Origin of the sequence: Microcoleus sp. FACHB-SPT15 (assembly GCF_014849525.1) — a bacterium.
GTDB lineage: Bacteria > Cyanobacteriota > Cyanobacteriia > Cyanobacteriales > Coleofasciculaceae > Symplocastrum > Symplocastrum torsivum.
The window spans coordinates 1-17,813 of the sequence record NZ_JACJNU010000057.1; the positions used below are offsets into that span (position 1 = coordinate 1).

The 17,813-nt window shown below is 46.1% G+C and carries 17 protein-coding genes; 8 read left to right on the forward strand and 9 right to left on the reverse strand.

Features of this window, described 5'->3' with window-relative positions:
* Positions 1 to 325: 325 nt before the first annotated feature.
* The 3 genes from H6F98_RS22620 to H6F98_RS22630 form a co-directional block, all read right to left on the reverse strand.
* Positions 326 to 1,726 (reverse strand): ferredoxin:protochlorophyllide reductase (ATP-dependent) subunit N, encoded by a 1,401-nt coding sequence (locus H6F98_RS22620; protein WP_192220976.1) that lies wholly within the window; start codon positions 1,724 to 1,726, stop codon positions 326 to 328.
* Positions 1,727 to 1,874: 148 nt separating this feature from the next.
* Positions 1,875 to 2,741, reverse strand: coding sequence for a ferredoxin:protochlorophyllide reductase (ATP-dependent) iron-sulfur ATP-binding protein (bchL, locus tag H6F98_RS22625; RefSeq protein WP_313929923.1), 867 nt, complete (start codon positions 2,739 to 2,741; stop codon positions 1,875 to 1,877).
* Positions 2,742 to 3,463: 722 nt separating this feature from the next.
* Positions 3,464 to 3,829 carry a hypothetical protein gene (locus H6F98_RS22630; protein WP_192220977.1) on the reverse strand — a complete coding sequence of 122 codons (366 nt, stop codon included), beginning with the start codon at positions 3,827 to 3,829 and terminating at the stop codon, positions 3,464 to 3,466.
* A gap of 90 nt (positions 3,830 to 3,919) precedes the next feature.
* On the opposite strand from H6F98_RS22630, the gene H6F98_RS22635 reads away from it, so the two are divergent.
* From H6F98_RS22635 to hemJ, 4 genes are all read left to right on the forward strand, one after another.
* Positions 3,920 to 4,663, forward strand: a complete 744-nt coding sequence (locus tag H6F98_RS22635) for a Uma2 family endonuclease (RefSeq protein ID WP_192220978.1) — start codon at positions 3,920 to 3,922, stop codon at positions 4,661 to 4,663.
* A 309-nt stretch (positions 4,664 to 4,972) separates the two neighbouring features.
* The gene (clpB, locus tag H6F98_RS22640) at positions 4,973 to 7,612 is read left to right on the forward strand and encodes an ATP-dependent chaperone ClpB (RefSeq protein WP_192220979.1); all 2,640 of its coding nucleotides are present in this window, start codon (positions 4,973 to 4,975) and stop codon (positions 7,610 to 7,612) included.
* Positions 7,613 to 7,758: 146 nt separating this feature from the next.
* Complete coding sequence (locus H6F98_RS22645) at positions 7,759 to 8,550, forward strand: Uma2 family endonuclease (RefSeq protein WP_192220980.1); 792 nt, start codon at positions 7,759 to 7,761, stop codon at positions 8,548 to 8,550.
* A 244-nt stretch (positions 8,551 to 8,794) separates the two neighbouring features.
* Positions 8,795 to 9,403, forward strand: a complete 609-nt coding sequence (gene hemJ / locus H6F98_RS22650; RefSeq protein ID WP_192220981.1) for a protoporphyrinogen oxidase HemJ — start codon at positions 8,795 to 8,797, stop codon at positions 9,401 to 9,403.
* 225 nt (positions 9,404 to 9,628) lie between these two features.
* Here the strand turns inward: hemJ and H6F98_RS22655 are convergent, their stop codons facing one another.
* Both H6F98_RS22655 and H6F98_RS22660 read right to left on the reverse strand, forming a co-directional pair.
* On the reverse strand, positions 9,629 to 10,552 hold the full coding sequence (locus tag H6F98_RS22655) for a tetratricopeptide repeat protein (RefSeq protein ID WP_192220982.1): 924 nt from the start codon (positions 10,550 to 10,552) through the stop codon (positions 9,629 to 9,631).
* Positions 10,553 to 10,810: 258 nt separating this feature from the next.
* Positions 10,811 to 11,734 (reverse strand): cation diffusion facilitator family transporter, encoded by a 924-nt coding sequence (locus tag H6F98_RS22660; protein WP_192220983.1) that lies wholly within the window; start codon positions 11,732 to 11,734, stop codon positions 10,811 to 10,813.
* Between the two features lie 231 nt (positions 11,735 to 11,965).
* On the opposite strand from H6F98_RS22660, the gene H6F98_RS22665 reads away from it, so the two are divergent.
* The 3 genes from H6F98_RS22665 (at position 11,966) to H6F98_RS22670 (ending at position 12,943) form a co-directional block, all read left to right on the forward strand.
* Positions 11,966 to 12,316, forward strand: coding sequence for a hypothetical protein (locus H6F98_RS22665; protein WP_192220984.1), 351 nt, complete (start codon positions 11,966 to 11,968; stop codon positions 12,314 to 12,316).
* 111 nt (positions 12,317 to 12,427) lie between these two features.
* Complete coding sequence (locus tag H6F98_RS34205) at positions 12,428 to 12,550, forward strand: hypothetical protein (RefSeq protein ID WP_277927608.1); 123 nt, start codon at positions 12,428 to 12,430, stop codon at positions 12,548 to 12,550.
* A complete protein-coding gene (locus H6F98_RS22670) occupies positions 12,551 to 12,943 on the forward strand; it encodes a hypothetical protein (RefSeq protein ID WP_192220985.1) in 393 nt (130 codons plus the stop codon). It begins immediately after the preceding gene.
* A gap of 502 nt (positions 12,944 to 13,445) precedes the next feature.
* On the opposite strand, the gene H6F98_RS22675 is transcribed toward H6F98_RS22670, so the two are convergent.
* The 4 genes from H6F98_RS22675 to H6F98_RS22690 form a co-directional block, all read right to left on the reverse strand.
* Positions 13,446 to 13,688 (reverse strand): DUF4327 family protein, encoded by a 243-nt coding sequence (locus H6F98_RS22675; RefSeq protein ID WP_192220986.1) that lies wholly within the window; start codon positions 13,686 to 13,688, stop codon positions 13,446 to 13,448.
* 262 nt (positions 13,689 to 13,950) lie between these two features.
* Positions 13,951 to 15,615 (reverse strand): glycoside hydrolase family 3 N-terminal domain-containing protein, encoded by a 1,665-nt coding sequence (locus tag H6F98_RS22680; RefSeq protein WP_277927609.1) that lies wholly within the window; start codon positions 15,613 to 15,615, stop codon positions 13,951 to 13,953.
* Entirely contained in the window at positions 15,612 to 16,010 is a 399-nt protein-coding gene (gene rbfA / locus H6F98_RS22685) for a 30S ribosome-binding factor RbfA (RefSeq protein ID WP_192220987.1), read from the reverse strand. The genes H6F98_RS22680 and rbfA overlap by 4 nt, the downstream gene beginning before the upstream one ends.
* 269 nt (positions 16,011 to 16,279) lie before the next feature.
* Entirely contained in the window at positions 16,280 to 16,483 is a 204-nt protein-coding gene (locus tag H6F98_RS22690) for a DUF751 family protein (RefSeq protein ID WP_192220991.1), read from the reverse strand.
* 335 nt (positions 16,484 to 16,818) lie between these two features.
* Here H6F98_RS22690 and H6F98_RS22695 point away from each other — a divergent pair, with 335 nt between their 5' ends.
* On the forward strand, positions 16,819 to 17,652 hold the full coding sequence (locus H6F98_RS22695) for a DNA adenine methylase (protein WP_192220988.1): 834 nt from the start codon (positions 16,819 to 16,821) through the stop codon (positions 17,650 to 17,652).
* The last annotated feature ends 161 nt before the right edge of the window (positions 17,653 to 17,813 follow it).

Below are 17,813 nucleotides of genomic sequence, written 5' to 3' on the forward strand. Positions count from 1 at the left end.
AAATTCTCCCCTCCAAGCTTGATTATTACGTCAATTGAACGTTCGATTCGCACGGGTGCCATTATCTCTCAAACCGTCTTACAGCAAGCATTTCGCATTTACGGATAGGTCTAATGAGAAGAGACTTTTTTCTTACACCCCTCTCCTCGTAGGATACTGCTGGCGAATGGTGGGTTTGCCCCCTCACCCCAAGGAATTTACAGGGTTTACCAGGCAAGCTAAATAATGCGATCGCCAGCTGAAAGCATTAATTTCTCGTTGAAGTGAGGGGTGTTACCCCTGATTCGCCAGCAGTATCCTCGTAGGAGAGGGGTAGGGGGAGAGGTCAAACCTTCGCTTCTTCCTTCACCAGCTTGTCCCAACCTAAGTCTTTGAGGTTGTTATTCCGGCGTAGCGGACGAGTCGCCAACTCCAGAATGTCACGAGCATTCGTAAAGCCGTGAATCTGAGCAAAGGTAAATTCAACCGACCACTTGGTATTGATACCCCGTGCTTCCAGTGGGTTAGCATGAGCCATACCAGTGATGACTAAATCGATTTCCTGTTCTTGAATCCGCTTAATCTGGTTATAGTTGTCCGGCTTCTCGACAATCGTTGGTGTCGGGACACCCATTTCTTGGCAAGTCTTCTCTAGCAACGCTAACTCAGCCGCCTGATAGCGCTTGTCCATATAAGGAATACCAATTTCTGGGCAAGTCATGCCACAACGAATCAGGAAACGTGCCAGAGAGATTTCCAGCAAATTATCACCCATGAAGAAGACTGACTTGCCACGAATCAGCTTGAGGTAGTCTTCCATACCTGCCCAAATTTGGGCTTCCCGCTCATCCAACCCTTTCGGTTCAATCCCAAATACGGAACAAATTTTCTCAATCCAGGCACGGGTGCCATCGGGGCCAATTGGGAAGGGTGCGCCAATCAGCTTACACTTGCGGCGACGCATCAATGTGGTGGCAGTACGGCTGAGGAAGGGGTTGACACCAGAAACGTAGTAGCCTTCTTCAATGACTGGCAACTCAGTGTATCGCTTGGAGGGTAGCCAGCCGGAAACTTTAATTCCCTGTTTTTTGAGTTCTAGTGTCAGGTTAGTAACAACGGGGTCAGGCAGGGAACCAAACAATACGAGTGGTGGATGATCGACGTATTCTGTCTCTTCGGCAACCACATCTTCTTTCTTGCGTCCGAAGTTGAGGAGTTTAGCGATCGCATTCCGTTCTTCTTTCTCTGCTTCCATCACAGGAGCTTTATCAGGACAACGGTGAGCCATTGCGGCTAGTACGGTGTCTTCACCCTGGGTAAAAGCATAGTCTAAGCCATTGGCACGAGCGGTAACGATGGGGATACCAATCTCAGCTTCTAGTTTAGGAGCTAAGCCTTCCAAATCCATCTTGATGATTTCAGTGGTGCAGGTGCCAATCCAGACAATCACGCTAGGGTTGCGATCGCGTTTAATCTGCAAGCACAAACGCTTCAGTTCTTCGTAATCATTCAGTTGTGCCGAAATATCCCCCTCTTCCAACTCCGCCATCGCATAGCGCGGTTCTGCAAAAATCATCACGCCCATAGCGTTCTGGAGGAAATAGCCACACGTCTTGGTGCCAATCACCAAAAAGAAACTATCTTCAATCTTCTGGTATAGCCATGCAACACAGCTAATTGGGCAAAAGGTATGGTAATTTCCGGTTTCACACTCAAAATTTAAAGGTTCAGGTTGAGCAACGGTCATGGAAAAATCTTATCTCCTCTTCTCTTAAACAAGTCATTAAAAACCTATCAGGAGACACCCGTCTCCCAATAACTTTGTTTTTGGAAGCCCAGCTAGAAGGGCTTTGCTTGTGTAGCTTTAGCTTTTATGCGGCAAAGCGATGAAGCTATCAAACCATCATTAGGTCTAACTCTTCTTCCTCTGTCCTCACTGGCGGTTGAGCCGGATTGAGGTAGAAGTCAGATAGCAAGGAGAACAACTCCCGATCAGGAGAGTCATTCGGCACAACACCTTCTGGACACGCCAAAATCTGGTCAGCAATGTTCAGGTAGTAATCGCAGACGTAGTTGAGAGAAGGGTCAGTCTCTGCCATCTCAAACAGAGTTTTCCCCTTCACTCGAGAAACGCGGATGTCTTCAATTAGGGGCAGAATCTCAAGAACTGGCATCGGTACTGAATCAATATATTTATCAATCAGGTCACGCTTCGATGTCCGGTTGCCAATCAAACCCGCTAGACGTAGGGGGTGAGTACGAGCTTTTTCACGCACAGATGCAGCAATCCGATTTGCGGCAAACAAGGCATCGAAGCCGTTGTCTGTGACAATCATGCAGTAGTCAGAATAGTTGAGGGGAGCAGCAAAACCACCACAAACCACATCACCCAGAACGTCAAACAGAATGACATCGTACTCATCAAAAGCGTTGAGTTCTTTGAGTAGCTTTACTGTCTCACCAACGACATAGCCACCACAACCTGCACCAGCCGGAGGGCCACCTGCTTCTACGCAGTCAACGCCGCCATAACCTTTATAGATGACATCTTCAGGCCAGACATCTTCGTAGTGGTAATCCTTTTCCTGAAGCGTATCGATAATCGTGGGAATCAAAAAGCCTGTAAGAGTAAAGGTACTATCGTGCTTCGGGTCGCAACCAATTTGCAGCACCTTCTTGCCACGACGCGCCAATGCGACTGAGATATTGCAACTGGTGGTTGATTTACCAATACCGCCTTTTCCATAAACTGAAAGTTTCACTCTTCTTCGTCTCCTATCGTTCGGATTAAAACTTGAATATTGTCTTTGCCGCTTAAATAGCCTGCATATAGCAGAAAGCTATCAGCCATCAGCTTTTTGGTTTTCCTGACTAGTAGCGCTGTTTCACAGCTTTTAGCTGTACCTCATTTAACTGAGAACTGTTACATAAGCGATGGAACTTAGTTGCCGCTTCACTAACGCACCTACAGCCAGCGAAGAAAGTGCTCCTATCGGGGCGTTGATTGCATTATTGACTAACTACAAACGAAATGAAAGAGGCATTTCTGCTGGAATGGGCAATAAAAACTACATATTCAGCTTAAGAAGTTATTGAATTGTCTTGATAGTCTCAAAAGCAATCTGAATAAAGCTGTAGACCTTATTTTAAAATTTATTGTTTTACTTTATATAAATAGGTACAAAAAACAAAAAATATCGTTGCTTATACTGAATCAGCACTCTGAACCATTAGCTCACAAGGCTGTTTAATCCTAAGCTAAGGCATCCAATAGCTTATACAGCAAGGATTTCAATCAATTTAACCAATGAAAACTGAGTGAAGCGTGTTTGAGTTGTTGGCTTAGCTAGATAAGCAGTTAAGACAGCGAGTCAGGCCTTTGTGAACGAAGCCAGGGTTTTTGTGAATAAAAATAAATTTTTCCCGAAGTGATTGCACTTACTTAATTTCCGACAGCTTAAGTGTCCTAGAAGCTAAATCTGGCTCAAACACCACCTCTGTAGCGCTTCATATTTAGTATCTGACACTCTAAAGCCTCTTTCTCAAAGCAGAAGGCATAGTAGTCGAGGTTGCTCCAAAACCATTGAAGGGTGTTGCGAACTTTTTCTCGCTTAGTGAAAAGGCGTTTCTGTACAGCTTGGTTAGGGCAAAGAATCTGGAATATGAGAACCCCGTCTTCATCGTGAATGCGGAATAGGCAAACCTGCAAGATGGCACGGATGCTGCTATCAAAAGATTCGTGGAATCGGCGGAGTCTACCCGTCATGGTGAAGTCTTCTAAGGTGCGACCAAAGAGGTCTTCATCTTCATCTAATGGCAAGTCGTCATCCGGGTCAAAAGGATTCACCATAGTTTCCTTCTTGCGATTCTTTTTGTGTTTCTATCTACGATAGAAGCACAGACTAGAACGAAAGCTACTGTCTTTAAAACACTATTGCTTATGAGTTCTGCTTTCACACCGATAGAGTTAGGCTACTCCTTCCCTGACCATACTCAGCTCCCGGAGTCAGATGGTACCTTTGTGAAAAATCTCCAAGAACATCCTCAGAGCATCCTGCTAACTGACTCAATCCAGCCAATTTTGCAACAACTTCATCCGGATGGGCAATACTGCATTGGGCAAGATTCAGGTATCTATTGGCGCATTACTGAACCACCCGAAAGAGGTGCAGAAGCTCCAGATTGGTTTTATGTGCCGAATGTACCGCCTACTCTAAACGGTCAAATGCGGCGTTCTTATGTTTTGTGGCAAGAGTACATTGCACCACTGATTGTCTTAGAGTTTGTTTCAGGTGATGGCTCAGAGGAGCGAGATAGAACGCCCATGACTGGGAAGTTTTGGGTTTATGAGCAGGTGATTCGTCCGGCGTTTTATGGCATTTATGAAGTGAACCGAGCCAGTGTGGAGGTGTATCACTTGGTAGAAAATCGCTATGAACTCGTAGCAGCTAATGAACGAGGGCACTATCCTATCTCTCAGCTAGGCATTGAATTAGGCATTTGGCAAGGTCAGTATCTCAATGCAGAATTACCTTGGTTGCGTTGGTGGGATTTGCAAGGAAATCTTTTATTAACGGGTGAGGAACGAGCTGAACAGGAGCGTCAACGAGCTGAACAGGAGCATCAACGAGCGGAGCAATTGGCGGCACAACTTAGAGCGTTGGGTGTAGAACCAGAGGTGTAGAAAAGAATCACAATATTTTGTTATCCACTTCCTAAGCTTTTCAAGGGTAGGTTTCTATTCACGGAATCAATGGTAAACAGATGAGGTGAAAAGCTTTGACTCTGGTAGGCAAAGCACAAACTTTAAATGTTTAGGGTGATCCCTACCCTTAGGGTGAGGAAGCTATTACTAGCGAGTTATTAAAGATAAGTTACATTCAGTGTGTTGAGGAATATGCCCCAACCCCTGATTTTTACGTCGATTTCTAGTACAGAAGAGCAATTGTACTTGCGACTTACTATAAAACAGATTATGGGAGATTGATACTCTATGCAACCAAATAACCCTAACCAATTTACAGAAAAAGCCTGGGAAGCGATCGCACGTACTCCAGAAGTCGCGAAAGCCTCTCACCACCAACAGCTAGAGAGTGAACACCTAATGAAAGCCCTCTTAGAGCAAGAGGGACTTGCCAGCAGCGTTTTCAATAAACTTGAAGTACCGATGCCGCGAGTGCGTGATGCTGTAGAACAATTTATCCAGCGTCAGCCTAAGGTATCTGGCAGCAGTGAATCTGTCTATCTAGGGCGCAGTCTCGATTCCCTGTTAGATCGAGCAGAGTCCTATCGCAAAGAATATAAAGACGATTACATCTCCATTGAGCATCTGTTGCTGGCTTATGTCAAAGATGATCGCTTTGGCAAGGCTTTATTCCAGGAATTTAAACTAGATGAGAAGAAGCTCAGAAGCGTGATTGACCAAATTCGAGGGAACCAGAAAGTGACCGACCAAAACCCAGAAGGCAAGTATGAAGCACTGGAAAAATATGGACGTGACCTAACGGCAGCTGCTCGTGAAGGTAAACTTGACCCAGTAATTGGTCGGGATGATGAGATTCGCCGCACGGTTCAAATCCTCTCTCGTCGTACCAAAAACAACCCAGTGCTGATTGGGGAACCTGGGGTCGGTAAAACCGCGATCGCAGAAGGACTTGCAAAGCGAATTGTTGACGATGACGTTCCCCAATCTCTCAAAAATCGGCAATTGATTGCTCTAGATATGGGGGCACTGATTGCAGGTGCCAAATTTCGGGGTGAATTTGAAGAGCGCTTGAAAGCCGTTCTGAAAGAAGTTACAGACTCTGATGGTCAAATCATCCTGTTTATTGATGAAATCCACACTGTTGTGGGTGCTGGTGCAACTCAAGGCGCAATGGATGCAGGCAACTTACTAAAACCGATGTTGGCGCGAGGTGAGTTGCGCTGTATTGGTGCGACAACACTTGATGAGTACCGCAAATACATTGAGAAAGATGCCGCCTTAGAGCGACGCTTTCAGCAGGTCTATATTGATCAGCCCAGTGTGGAAGATACAATCTCGATCTTGCGAGGACTGAAGGAGCGCTATGAAAACCACCACGGTGTCAAGATTTCGGACAGTGCCTTAGTCGCCGCAGCTACCTTGTCTACTCGCTACATTAGCGATCGCTTCTTACCAGACAAAGCGATTGACCTGATGGATGAAGCCGCCGCACGGCTGAAAATGGAGATTACCTCCAAGCCCGAAGAACTCGATGAAATCGATCGTAAAATCCTCCAGCTAGAAATGGAGCGGTTGTCGCTGCAAAAAGAAAGCGATCGCGCCTCCAGAGATCGGTTGGACAGACTGGAACGAGAACTCGCTGACCTCAAGGAAGATCAACGTGCGTTGAATGCTCAATGGCAGTCAGAAAAAGATGTCATCGAACGCATTCAAGGCATCAAAAAAGAGATTGAGCGAGTTGATGTCGAAATCCAGCAAGCTGAGCGCAACTACGACCTCAACCGAGCAGCTGAGCTGAAATATGGCAAACTAACTGAGTTGCAAGCCTCAGTACAAGAAGCCGAATCCCACTTGGCAGCCACCCAAACCAGCGGCAAGTCCCTGTTGCGGGAGGAAGTCACAGAATCTGACATTGCTGAAATCATCTCCAAGTGGACAGGTATTCCAATCAGCAAGCTCGTAGAGTCCGAGATGGAGAAGCTGCTGCACCTGGAAGATGAGCTGCACAATCGGGTAGTCGGTCAGGATGAGGCAGTAACAGCGGTTGCCGATGCAATTCAGCGATCGCGTGCAGGTTTGGCTGACCCCAATCGCCCCACAGCTAGCTTTATCTTCCTTGGTCCCACAGGTGTCGGTAAGACAGAACTGGCAAAAGCTTTGGCAGCTTATCTCTTCGACACAGAAGATGCCTTAGTGCGGATTGATATGTCCGAGTACATGGAGAAGCACGCTGTTTCCAGACTGATAGGTGCGCCTCCCGGATACGTTGGTTATGAAGAAGGCGGTCAGCTAACCGAAGCCATTCGTCGCCGTCCTTATGCTGTGATTCTCTTTGACGAAATTGAGAAGGCTCACCCCGATGTCTTCAACGTGATGCTCCAAATCCTGGACGATGGTCGCGTCACCGATGCTCAAGGTCATACGGTGGACTTCAAGAACACCGTTATCATCATGACCAGTAATATCGGTTCCCAGTACATTATCGATATTGCTGCTGATGACAATCAGTACGAAGAGATGCGGAGTCGGGTTATGGATGCAATGCGTTCTAGCTTCCGTCCAGAGTTCCTCAACCGGATTGACGAGATAATCATCTTCCACGCCTTGCAGAAACACCAGTTACGGCATATCGTCCATCTGCAAACCCAGCGTTTAGAGCAACGGCTAGCCGATCGCAAGATGTCATTAAAGCTCTCTGATAGTACTCTCGACTTCTTAGCAGAAGTGGGCTATGACCCTGTTTATGGCGCACGTCCGTTGAAGCGAGCGATCCAGCGCGAACTGGAAACGCAACTTGCTAAGGGTATCCTCCGAGGTGAGTTCCAGGACGGAGACACCATCTTTGTCGATGTAGAACTCGAACGCCTTGCTTTCAAGCGCTTGCCTGCTGAGTTATTGACGGCAAGCCCAGCGAATCCAAACGCTTAATGTTGCTTTTAGACAGGTTGCGCTGTGGCGCAACCTGTTTTTTGTGTCGAGACCAAAACGAGATACAGGTTTTTTGGTAAAATCTCCAGCTTCTAGCATAAGCAGTTACGCTATGCTGAAGCCAGATTGAAATGAGTGGAATAGGGATGAGTGAAACCCTTGCTCAAAATGCATTGGCTCCCAGTGGGTTGCCGCCTCAATTTCCCGACCACACGCAGCTACCAGAGTCGGATGGTTCGTTTGTGAAAAATTTCCAGGAGCATCCTCAATCTCTGATCCTAACTGACTCGATCGGGACGACGCTGGAACGAATTCATCCAGATGGACAGTATGCGATCGGTCAGGATTGCGGCATCTACTGGCGTGAAACTGAACCGCCAGAGAAAGGGGCAGAAGCACCAGATTGGTTTTATGTACCGAATGTGCCACCAAGATTAAAGGGCGAGATTCGCCGCTCTTACGTTTTGTGGCGAGAATTTATTGCACCGACGATCGCCTTAGAGTTTGCCTCTGGTGATGGCAGCGAGGAGCGTGACCAAACCCCACTTTCGTATGCAGAAGAAGGCGTAACTACTCGCCCCGGTAAGTTCTGGGTGTATGAACGGATCATGCGGATTCCCTACTACGGCATCTTCTTCGTCAACAGCGGCGAGTTGGAGTTGTATCAACTAGTAGGAGTGCGCTATCAGCGGATGACTCCGAATGAGCGCGGACATTATCCTATCTCACCGATGGAGGTAGAAGTCGGTGTCTGGGAGGGAGCTTATCAGAACCAGACTCAACGCTGGCTTCGCTGGTGGAGTTTGCAGGGCAATCTGTTACTAACCGGTAGCGAACGAGCGCTCATGGCAGAGCAACGCGCAGAGTCGGCAGAGCAAAAGGCAGTTAGACTGGCTGAGCGATTACGTGAGATGGGAGTTGACCCAGATTCTATCTAGTTGAGAATTCCAGCTTGAGCTTTCACTCTTGCGTTAGGCAATAAATGGCTTGTTGAGGTGAGTTGTTGTTGGTAAACCAGTGAATCCAAATACTTAATGTTGATTTTAGGCAGGTTGTCTTCTGGCGCAACCTGTTTTTTTGTTGAAATTCTGTAAAGGTAACGTAAGCTCCCCTAGTGTAGAGCAAGTAGGATGGACAAGGCTTACCTACAAAAAGCGACTCAACTATTAAAGGATACAATTCATGGCTTATTACTGGTTCAAAGCGTTTCACTTGATTGGGGTTGTCGTTTGGTTTGCTGGATTGTTCTACCTGGTACGTCTTTTCGTCTATCACGCCGAGGCGGCACAGGAGCCTGAACCCGCCCAAACAATTCTCAAAAACCAATATCAGATTATGGAGAAACGTCTTTATAAGCTGATTACAACGCCAGGAATGGTGCTGACAGTCATAATGGCGATCGCATTATTGACTACTGAGCCAGAAGTGCTGAAAGACGGTTGGTTACACATCAAACTGGCTTTTGTTGTCGCTTTAATTGGCTACCATCATTACTGTGGTCGCCTCATGCGCCAACTAGCAGCCGACAAATGTACTTGGAATAGTCAGCATTTTCGCGTTCTCAATGAAGTCCCAACCGTCCTTTTAGTGGCAATTGTCTTGTTAGCGGTGTTTAAAAACAATTTACCCACAGATATCACCGCTTGGGGAATCTTAGGCATGATTATTGTCATGGCAGCAACGATTCAGTTCTATGCTAAAAAACGCAAGCAGGATAAGGAAAAACTCCTTGCCTCCCAAGCTGAATCTCAACGTAAAGAGGATGAGATGACTGGACAGTTATCTGCTTGAGGGACTTCCAGAAGAAAATTGCCCTGAGTTGGGCGTTGCACAATGAGAGGGATGGCGATTCATCCACCTGTTTCTTGCCTGAATTTGTGTAGGGGTGCAAGGCTTGCACCCTTTAAAATTCCGGTTTCAGCTATAAGTTTAATGGGCGTAGATCATACGCCCATTCCACAAAATCATCCTGTGATTGTGCAACACGCTGAGTTCTCATGGTTCTTTATCAAGAAACTACGCGACTTCAAAGGAAATGGGAGAGGGCTGCCTTAGCTTTTGGATCAAGTTGAGAGTTTGGCGATAAGCTCTCACCTGTCCTTGATTACAAAAGCATTTCGCTGCCCGATACAAATCTTCAAAAGCAGCTTGCTGATACCCAACTTGGTAACGAACAAGCCCACGATTGACATAGGCTTCTGCTTGATTGGGGTGGTGTTGTAGTGAGTGAGTGAAGTCTCGAATTGCACCAGCATAATCTCCTTGTCGATGACAAGCGCAGCCTCGGTTATAGTAAGCCCTGGCATCATTGACATTAAGGCGAATTGCCCTAGAGAAGTCTAGCATTGCTCCAGAAAGGTTTCCTTGCTGCAAGTATGCCAGTCCACGATCGTTGTAGATTGTAGCGAGTTGTTGATTGTCTTGCTGCAAAATCTGGCGTAATGCCTGGTTGTAATCTGCGATCGCACCTTGATAATCTTCCTGCTCAAAACGCGCTAGCCCCCGGTTGTAGTAAGCTCGGTAGTCTACGGGATTGAACTGAGTCACCTGGTTATAATCAGCGACTGCCGCTTGATAACGTCCTTGTCTGTAGTAGGCGAGACCCCGATTGAGATAAGCTTCAACGTTATTAGGATTGTGTTGCAGTGCCTGAGTACAATCTTCCGTAGCATACTGATAGTCTCCTAACTGGATGTAGACTAGACACCGATTGATGTAGGCAACTGCCAAGTTAGAATCAAGTGCGATCGCTTGTGTGAAGTCTTCAATCGCTTGCTGTAAGTTCCCTTGTGAAGTCTTCTCCACGCCCAAAATCAAAAAGTCGTTAGCACTTATTGCTGTGCTGGATGTTGGTGCAGCCAAAGCTTGTGTCTTGAACGGAAGAATAAGGATGGCAACAACAATACCTAAGCTAATCAAGATTCTGTAGAAGCGACTCATAGCTGACAGATGTGTAATGTAGGTTTTAGTAAATTGGTATATCTCAAGTCCTCGCTTGAGAGAACTCAACTCGGAAATTTAAAAGTTGTCTTATTTTGTAAGGAGCAACTGTCAAGGTCAAAAGACAAGCTGTCAAACTTGGCTAATCATTTCCTGGTTAAGAAATGCGCTGACAAAGATTAGCTTTTCCTTATGTTTGTGGAAAACTCGCAATTTTCTGTGGAAAAGTGCCCATGTCTGTGGAAAACTATGAGCTTTCTAGGTTGTTTCTTGCTCAAAGCTAATCTGATCAGACTGGTAATTTGGTGGCTCAACATGAATCACAACTCGAACAGGACTGAAGCGTTCTTCTAAACGATGTTCCACAGCCTCAGTAATTTGGTGCGCGGTTTCCACGTCTTTGGCATTTACAATCATGTGCATTTCAATGAAGACTTGACGCCCTAAAAGTCCACGGGAAGCAATGTCGTGGCAGTTAATAACACCAGGAACTTCCATGACGATGGATTGAATGGCTTCAGGTGCGATCGCCATTTCATCGACTAGCCAGGGTAAATTATCCTTCAACACATTCCAACCACTGCTAAACACTAGCAGCGCGACAGGAAAAGCGAGAATTACATCCAACCACTGTAGTTGGGGAAAATTTAAGACTCGCCCCTGCCAAACTCCAATTAACCCTACCAGAACAGTAATCGTTACCCAAACATCGCTCATCGTATGTTGAGCATCAGCAATCAAAATGGCGCTGCCGACTCGCTTGCCGACATGTCGCTCATAGAAGGTAACAAAAATATTGACACCCAGAACAATCAACAGCAACCATAGTTCAGGGACCGAGATATTAATCGGAGTCAGCCCCTGAAACAAGCGCTCAATCCCTCCTTGAAGAATTTCAAAACAAGCAATGCCCAAAAAAGCAGCAATCCCCAACGCACCTAAGGCTTCAAATTTCTGGTGTCCATAGGGATGATCTCGATCGGGTTGAGGGGAAGAAAAGCGACTGGCAATTAAACCCAAAACATTGTTGGCACTATCAGTCACACTATGCAAAGCATCCGCTTGCAGACTGAGAGAACCCGTCGAAAATCCTACAACTGCCTTTAATCCCATTACAAATAGATTGAGTAGCAGAGTAATCAGTAAGACTTTACGAACTTCCGAGCGGTTATCTAGCACCATAGACGCTACCCAATTATTTTATTAACGTCCTTGGCATTTAGTTTAGTGGCTAGAATGCCTGAAAGCCTTACTATTAATTAAGCTGAGTTCTATTTAACTTCAGTAATTTCCCCAGCTTCTTGAGATTCTTTTTAATAAAGACACCCCAACTCACCTGATTCTTTGGTAAATTCTTCCAGGAACTTGATTACATCTTCTAGCATTAGTATCAAATATAAAGATTCATTGCCCATGGCTTTACCTCAACTCACTCTCAATCTGGTCGAGGGTTCGGTTTCGTTTAGTTTCACAGCAGAGGCGGCTAGAGATTTGCAATCTGCGATCGCGCAATTGATGCAAAGCCTAAAAGCGGTAACTCAAGCTGCCAGTGGTGGCGGCAAACCCAATCCTCAAAAACCGATGGAGTACCGCTTTTCTGGGGATGTCTTTCTCGAAGTCTTCTGCAATCCCAACATTTGGCCAACTCCCTTTGCCGCCAAAGTTTTAATTACTCTGCGTGATGAGCGTATCCGCCTAACTACAGAAGCAGAACTGACTCGCCTGATTGAGGATGTAAGCCAGTATCTTGAGCAAGTAGGCTAGAGGCTGTTGAAGAAACAGGGATTCAGTGTTAATTAGGTGAAAAGACGTGGTTAGTTTTTTGCTATTGGGCGACTTTCGAGGCAGTCGCTACAACCTTATTAAGGTCATAATTTGGTAGCACCGTCTCACATCTCGCAACCAACAGCGATCGCCTTACCAACCAGTCAGCGTAAAAATGTCAACTTGACGGGTATTCTCTCATCCCGGCATAAACTCACAGCAAAGATTACTTAGATGAACTCCAACAATCTCTTAGAACTACTACAAACTGGGTTTCGAGTTTCTCTAGGGGCAACTACTTCCCTCGTTGAAACGTTGCAAGACCCTCAAAAGCGAGAAGAAAACTTAACCCAGTTGAGATCAGAATTAACTCAGCGGGTAACGGAATGGGCAGAAAAAGGACAAATCACCGAGCAAGAAGCCCGAAGTTTTATTGAGTCGATATTAAGGCAACAAAGCAACTCGAATCCCTACCCAACAGCCGGAACGTCTAGCGATAGCGTTACAACCCCTCCAACGACGACGACTCCGCCGAATGTGCAACTAGAGATTGAGGAACTTACTGCCCAAATCGCCGCTATCCGAACTGAGCTAGAGAAGCTGCGTAACCCTGAAGCCAACACTTAAGGTTCGTGCTCATTTAGCTGTAAGTTGGCGCAACTACTGCGCCAGCACGATGACCGCGTTTTTTCTGGGTCAAAGTTATTAATTTGTGTCTCTTTGTGAAGCAATTGAGAAGGTTTCGTATCATGCCTGCTTCGCAGAATAACTCGTTCTAAAGGAAGATTCTTTAGGAGAGTTAAACAGAGTACAAAGTAAAAGGTCAAAAATTGACCGGTAATTATCGCCCTTAGGTTTTTGAGGCAAGAATTAACCTATAAAACCAATAGGGGTAAGCTTTAACAACTTTTTGGGTCAACAAACACGAAACTATGTAGAGCTTAAGGGAACACTATGCTCTATGCTGCTTGATCTATTCAGATATCCGTTTCAAACTTTGCCAGTGATGATCGGCAGGCTAGTGAGTTAATCTCACTTTCCTCTCGTGGCATTCAGGCAGTGTAAATTGATTTTCAGTGCCTTGAAGCGCCCTGGCGCTTGTCTTCCTTCTCATCAACACACGCAGGACTTAGTCGTTATCCCACTCTTCATTACCCATCAAATCAGCAATGCGGTCTCTGAGCAAGAAGTTGCACCGCTCTAGTTCGCATTCAATGCAAACCCACTCACGAGCGGGGATGTACTGGCAAAGCACGTAGATTGGTTGCTGACGACTAACGATGCCCTTCTCTACCAAATGCCGTGCTTCGTCTTGAATCACGTCGATAGAGTAATAAACCGGGGGCGTAGATTGCATTAAGTTAGCACTCATAGGTATTAGCCTGGTAAAAAACAGAGCTACGATAACTATAATCGAATACTCGCTAGCGGGAAAAGAAATTTAGTTCAGTATAGAGAGTTACAAAGATTTTTGCGGTTTTGATAAGAGCGACTAAAGGTAAACATACTGAAGAGATGCTCAAGCTTAGCTTCTTCACCACGAAATGCTTGCGGTTTGGGCGTTAGCCTTGGCTAGTTAGGTGCGTTTAGCTAATCGTTTTGTTAAGAGCAGATTGATAAAATCTTAATAAAACTTAAAGGAACAGCGCAAAACTACTAAGTGGGACACTTTGAGAAAACAAAACTTCAAGGGCGATCGCTTGTGCTTCCGGCATCTGTCCATAGGAAAACACACAAGGGGTCTCGGCTGGCAAATGTGGGAGAAACTGCGTTAGGACATAAGGGCTACCGTAAATTATTAGAGCCTGTAGATCATCCGTTTTTAATAATTTCTTAAACCACTGCTCAGCGACTGGCGTTAATCCAGCACTTCCTCGGAACGGGTTACCCCGGATAAATAGCTGTAGGAGCGTTGGGCGCTTGGCGATCGCAGCATCAGCCTCTTCCTGCGTCGGTGGGGTATGGCTGTCAACAATTTGAAGTTCGTAGCCGAGTTGAGTTGGGAAGGCGACAGCAGGTGTATTGCGTCCCAGAAAATCACAAGCTAAAGCATCGTCTACGACAATCAAGTTACGTAGCTTATGGCTACTGTAGGATTCTGGTTGTAGAGGCAGGGAACCCGCAACTTGTTGGGAATCTTTGAGAATCTTCGCTGCCGTAGCCAAAGCAACAGGTTGGGCAATTTGATTTAGGGCAATGTGAATGGGGGAGGTTAGTTTAGAGGTTTCTTTCTGTGCCTCTGACGCTAGAGCTACCTTCTCTTTAGCTTTCCAAATTCGCTCAACAGAGTCTTGAATGCGTTCGGGTGAAATGCGTCCATCCTCGACGGCATCACATACCGATTGAATCGCGCCTTCCGGGTTAGCGGGCATCAGCAAAATATCAGCACCTGCTTCTACAGCCATTACAGGGGCAACGTTTTCTCCATAGCGATTGGCGATCGCACCCATGATTAGGGCATCTGTGACAATCAAACCCTCAAATTTCAAGCAGCATCGCAGCAACTCCGTCAACACTAGCTCGGATAGTGTAGCAGGATTTTGTTCATCCCAAGCCGGAATCAGCAGGTGGGCACTCATTACGGTATCGACACCCGATGCGATCGCATTAGCAAACGGGGGAAGTTCCACTTTCGCGAGTCGCGCTGGCGAGTGAGGCAACACAGGCAGATCGATATGAGAATCGGTGGCTGTATCGCCATGTCCGGGAAAGTGTTTAGCCGTAGTTAATACAGGATACTGTTTCGCTCCCCGAATGAAGGCACACGCCAATTGGCTCACCGCTTCAGGTGTCTCACCAAATGCCCGGACGTTAATCACGGGGTTGCGGGGATTGTTGTTCACATCGACGACGGGAGCGAGAACCCAGTTGATCCCGATTGCCAAGGCTTCCTGAGCGGTAATTGCACCCATTTGCTCGGCGTAAAATTCCGCTTGTCGTGGGTCTTTCAAGGCAATTGACCCAATCGCCATCGGTGGGGGAAACCAGGTTGCACCAGCAAAGCGTTGACCTACGCCTTCTTCAATGTCAGCAGCAATAAGTAAGGGGACTTTTGCCCAATCTTGAAGTTGCTGTGTTCTCAGCGCTAGTTCCCCAGCACTACCTCCCAACAGAATGACACCACCGACCCCTAAATCTTGCAACCAGTGCTGCAATTGAGCCGCCGGAGGTTCCCAAGCCGGATATTGAATTTGGTGATCGAACAGGTAGCCAGATGCCCGAACTACGACCATTTGCGCGACCTGCTCTTTTATAGAAAGGTCATTCAAATCTGGCAGTGACTTCAGCCCGTTTTTCAACTTTCCGCCTCAGGAATATCCTCTTCTAGTTCTTTGCCTTGACGTTCTTGGTTTAGCTGATTCAGCAATGCCAACATGCGATCGCCTCGCTCAATTCCTCTGTCTTCGATAAACACCACCTCTGGTGTTCGACGCAGACGCATCCGCCGACCTAACTCACGACGGACATAACCTGTGGCTGACTTTAACCCAGCCATTGTCTCTACTCTTACCTCATCAGTGCCATAGATCGACACATAGATTTTGGCATGTTGGAGGTCACCCGAAACATCGACATCGGTAATGCTAACCATCCCTGCACCAACACGATCATCTTTGATGTCGTGAAGTACCATCTGGCTGACTTCTTCCTGAATCAGCGCAGCAACGCGAGAAACACGGCGACTTGTAGGCATAACGCCCCCCTTGTTACAGTACAGGAATTATTTCAAACAACTCCTTGTAGTTGCCTACAGGAATTGTGACGGGGAGTTGATTCTTATAACGTCCGTCAAAAGGGAGATTCAGCAACTAGTACCCGCTCAAGAGCCTTCTCGTCAGGCAAACTAATGGTGACCTGTCAAGCTGGAAATGACAGATACAGATGCTGCTTATACAGACACCGTTTTGTTGCATCTTTAAGCGGATACGACAAAACGACTCAAGTGATTGATAGAGTACTAGTTTACATCGGACTCAACCCCAGCATGGCGCGGAGAGTGAAGGTAAGGAAACAGAAGCCTCCAATGAATACCCCAAGCACCGCGATCGCAGTGACAGGATTTTTCATCAACGGCTTTAAGTTCCCAAATAGCGCAAAGAAGATTCCTAAGACGATGGTGATAAAGTAGCGTGGATAGCGAGAAACGTTTTGCAAAAATTCATTCATAAGTAGAGCAGCCGAACCCAAACGGCTAATAGTCACTGCCTCTTAACTGGTAGCATTTGTGAGCGCGATCGACAAGCAATGGTGTTACGTTTGAGTCCTGCTAACTAGACGAAAGCCTTTTCCAAACCTTCACAACAGCATCCAGGTTGCTCTTTGCGTAGGCTCTAATCATAATCTTCCTGATGTTCTAGGCTAAGACGCACTGTTTGGCTAGTATCGTTGCCGTTACCATAGTATTCTCTTGGCAAACGGAACTACTTCAGCAGAGAGGACACCCAGCAGGCACCGAAGCGAGAATAGAGGTTAGTTTTTATCAATCAGCTATTTTTAGATAAATGTCTACTAGTGTGCTACAATCTCCTTCACCACGTCCCTTTCTCAAGTGGGCTGGTGGAAAAAATAAGCTGATTCAGCAATATATCCCTTATTTTCCCAAGAGGTTTAAGACCTACTATGAACCTTTTTTGGGTGGTGGCGCTGTATTCTTTTATCTCAATCCCTACTCAGCTACACTGACAGACATTAATGCTGAACTCGTGAATGCTTACCGCTGTGTTAGGGATAACGTTGAGGAGTTGATTGAAAGCTTAGAAGTGCATCAACGCAACCATTGTTCCGAGTATTACTATCAGATTCGTCAAAGTAACTGTATTAGTAATACGGAAAAAGCGGCTCGTTTAATTTATCTCAACAAAACTTGCTTCAACGGCTTGTACCGAGAAAACTCCAAAGGGGAGTTTAATGTTCCAATTGGGAAATATAAAAGTCCGACAATTTGTAATCCGACTTTGCTTCGTTCAGTTTGTGCTGCCCTGCAAAGTGCCAAAATTTCCGTTAGACCTTTTGAGGATATCCTTGGGTATGCAAGCAGTAGTGATGATTTCGTCTACTTCGACCCACCCTATCACCCTTTAAGCCCCACGAGTAACTTTACTGCGTATAGTCGTAACTCGTTTAATCAAAATGACCAGATGAGACTGAAAGAAGTCTTTGCAGAATTAGCAGATCGTGGTGTTAAGGTGATGCTTTCTAATTCAGATTGCGAATTTATCCGAAACCTCTACAGTGACTTTAACATTAACCTGATATCAGCCTCTCGATTAATTAACTCAAAGGCTAGCAAGCGCGGTAGAATTTCTGAAGTCTTGATTACTTCCTATCAAAGATGATTATTGGCCCAAATCATAAAACTAGCTAAGTTATGTACAGCTAGTAGGCTAGTGCAGCGCGGCAGAAATAACCCATCACTCTTGAGTGGGGTGACAAATAGGGGTAAACTTTACACTAGCTTGTGTCATCAGGCTTAGTGTGAGTCAGAGAAATTGAGCCG

Excerpts from the sequence above, each read along its gene's own strand:
- H6F98_RS22690 (WP_192220991.1), bottom strand. The coding sequence starts at position 16,483 with ATGAATGAATTTTTGCAAAACGTTTCTCGCTATCCACGCTACTTTATC.
- H6F98_RS22645 (WP_192220980.1), top strand. The coding sequence starts at position 7,759 with ATGAGTGAAACCCTTGCTCAAAATGCATTGGCTCCCAGTGGGTTGCCG.
- H6F98_RS22675 (WP_192220986.1), bottom strand. The coding sequence starts at position 13,688 with ATGAGTGCTAACTTAATGCAATCTACGCCCCCGGTTTATTACTCTATC.
- H6F98_RS22635 (WP_192220978.1), top strand. The coding sequence starts at position 3,920 with ATGAGTTCTGCTTTCACACCGATAGAGTTAGGCTACTCCTTCCCTGAC.
- H6F98_RS22660 (WP_192220983.1), bottom strand. The coding sequence starts at position 11,734 with ATGGTGCTAGATAACCGCTCGGAAGTTCGTAAAGTCTTACTGATTACT.
- clpB (WP_192220979.1), top strand. The coding sequence starts at position 4,973 with ATGCAACCAAATAACCCTAACCAATTTACAGAAAAAGCCTGGGAAGCG.
- H6F98_RS22630 (WP_192220977.1), bottom strand. The coding sequence starts at position 3,829 with ATGGTGAATCCTTTTGACCCGGATGACGACTTGCCATTAGATGAAGAT.
- H6F98_RS22655 (WP_192220982.1), bottom strand. The coding sequence starts at position 10,552 with ATGAGTCGCTTCTACAGAATCTTGATTAGCTTAGGTATTGTTGTTGCC.
- H6F98_RS22665 (WP_192220984.1), top strand. The coding sequence starts at position 11,966 with ATGGCTTTACCTCAACTCACTCTCAATCTGGTCGAGGGTTCGGTTTCG.
- H6F98_RS22670 (WP_192220985.1), top strand. The coding sequence starts at position 12,551 with ATGAACTCCAACAATCTCTTAGAACTACTACAAACTGGGTTTCGAGTT.
- H6F98_RS22695 (WP_192220988.1), top strand. The coding sequence starts at position 16,819 with ATGTCTACTAGTGTGCTACAATCTCCTTCACCACGTCCCTTTCTCAAG.
- H6F98_RS22620 (WP_192220976.1), bottom strand. The coding sequence starts at position 1,726 with ATGACCGTTGCTCAACCTGAACCTTTAAATTTTGAGTGTGAAACCGGA.
- rbfA (WP_192220987.1), bottom strand. The coding sequence starts at position 16,010 with ATGCCTACAAGTCGCCGTGTTTCTCGCGTTGCTGCGCTGATTCAGGAA.
- hemJ (WP_192220981.1), top strand. The coding sequence starts at position 8,795 with ATGGCTTATTACTGGTTCAAAGCGTTTCACTTGATTGGGGTTGTCGTT.